General features: G+C 33.4%; 1 protein-coding gene and 1 pseudogene. Both read left to right on the top strand.

Annotation, left to right across the window (positions count from 1 at the left end):
- A partial coding sequence (gene bla / locus AC1DTM_RS27025) for a class A beta-lactamase (protein ID WP_477001332.1) occupies positions 1–559 on the top strand: 559 nt, incomplete at its 5' end.
- 354 nt (positions 560–913) lie between these two features.
- Positions 914–1,051 (top strand): annotated as a pseudogene (locus tag AC1DTM_RS27020) (hemolysin); the annotation flags it as partial.
- Between the last annotated feature and the right edge of the window lie 230 nt (positions 1,052–1,281).

Below are 1,281 nucleotides of genomic sequence, written 5' to 3'. Positions count from 1 at the left end.
ATATTCACCTGTTACTGAGAAACATGTAGATACCGGAATGGCACTAGGAGAAATTGCAGAGGCTGCTGTTCGTTCCAGTGATAATACTGCAGGGAACATTTTATTTCATAAAATAGGCGGACCTAAGGGATATGAAAAAGCGCTTAGACAGATGGGTGATCGGGTTACTATGGCTGATCGCTTTGAGACAGAGTTAAACGAGGCTATTCCAGGAGACATTCGTGATACTAGTACAGCAAAAGCAATTGCTACCAATCTTAAGGCTTTTACGGTCGGAAATGCACTTCCAGCTGATAAACGTAAAATTCTTACAGAGTGGATGAAAGGAAATGCTACAGGAGACAAACTTATTCGTGCAGGCGTACCAACTGACTGGGTAGTTGGAGATAAATCAGGAGCTGGAAGTTATGGGACACGAAATGATATTGCTATCGTTTGGCCGCCGAATAGAGCACCCATTATCATCGCAATTTTATCTAGTAAAGATGAGAAAGAGGCTACCTATGATAATCAACTAATTGCAGAGGCTGCTGAAGTTATAGTTAATGCTCTTAGGTGATAATCTCACAATTCTTTATTTAATGTAATTAAAAATATGAACTTGGAAAGCGATTCTTTTTAATGTGAAAAGAATCGCTTTTTGTATTCCTATAATGAATAGTAAKTATATAATCAAAAATTATTATTTCATGGACAATTTATGCCTTAAAGTGCATGAGGGGAGTTTTCTCCTGTGGTGTTCGTAGCAACAATATTATTATGTATACGATAATAATATTTTGGCGTATTTAAGCTAGTTACTCCTATATGGATATGTAATTTTACATATCCATATAAAAGACACAAATGCGTCAATCACTATTAAATTATATTAAAATCATTTTTAGATGAGGGATTCATATAGGTTTAAGGGAATCAAAATAAATTTAAATTCTTAAAACCTAACTTGAATGCAGCGAAAGATAGTTGGAAAACATTAAGAGCAGATGCGTTTACATTAAACGAAGGGATAAAAACATTAAAAATGGATCCTGTTTCTTCAAAAAAATAGGGGAATACGGGTTTTGTTGCAAGGGCATTTATACAGTCATAAAATGATTTTTTATTCTTTATAAATTGAAAAGACCGAGGTGTAATAAAAGTAAATCAAATAAACAAAGACCCTGTAAAATACAGGGTTAAGGGAACACATAGTTTCTTAAAACCATAATAGCATATATTTTTTGTATAGTTATATGAGAGGTTTGACAAATTTAAGAACAAGATTAAAGATCTTTAAGA

Source organism: Bacillus sp. P4_D3, from assembly GCF_056401855.1.
The sequence above is the reverse complement of the archived record's forward strand: the minus strand, read 5'-3'. Positions and strand labels throughout refer to the sequence as shown.